Origin of the sequence: Corynebacterium sp. KPL2861 (assembly GCF_040225475.1) — a bacterium.
Classification (GTDB): Bacteria; Actinomycetota; Actinomycetes; order Mycobacteriales; family Mycobacteriaceae; genus Corynebacterium.
The window spans coordinates 1-689 of sequence record NZ_JBEHFW010000031.1 but is presented as its reverse complement, the minus strand read 5'-3'; the positions used below and the strand labels follow the sequence as shown (position 1 = coordinate 689).

Below are 689 nucleotides of genomic sequence, written 5' to 3'. Positions count from 1 at the left end.
AAGCCGGAGATTTCGACGAATGCTGATTTTGCTCAGGGTTCGCATGAGGTTGTTGCTGGTGCTGAGATTGTTGATGAGGTCAGCTATGAGGGCTTGGTTCCTGGTAAGGAATACACGCTGCAGGCTGAGTTGATTAGCAAGGCTGATGGTCAGACTGTTCTGGGTAAGGGTGAGACGACCTTTACTCCGGAGGAGTCTGCTGGCACGGTTGATGTGAAGATCACTGTTGATAGTGATGTGACGGAGCCGGTTGAGGCTGCGGTTGCCTTTGAGGAGTTGACCTCTACTGAGGTTGACGCTGAGGGTGAGGACACTCCGGATGCTGAGAAGCCGAATAAGATTGCTGAGCACAAGGACATCAATGATGAGGATCAGACCGTAACCTCTGATGACTCTAAGAAGGATCTGAAGCCGGAGATTTCGACGAATGCTGATTTTGCTCAGGGTTCGCATGAGGTTGTTGCTGGTGCTGAGATTGTTGATGAGGTCAGCTATGAGGGCTTGGTTCCTGGTAAGGAATACACGCTGCAGGCTGAGTTGATTAGCAAGGCTGATGGTCAGACTGTTCTGGGTAAGGGTGAGACGACCTTTACTCCGGAGGAGTCTGCTGGCACGGTTGATGTGAAGATCACTGTTGATAGTGATGTGACGGAGCCGGTTGAGGCTGCGGTTGCCTTTGAGGAGTTGAC

The 689-nt window shown here is 51.5% G+C and carries 1 protein-coding gene; it reads left to right on the top strand.

All coding sequences use genetic code 11. The features are described from left to right. Positions 1–689 (top strand): VaFE repeat-containing surface-anchored protein (locus ABRP84_RS11245; RefSeq protein ID WP_349853834.1); only part of this gene is annotated, 689 nt, incomplete at both ends.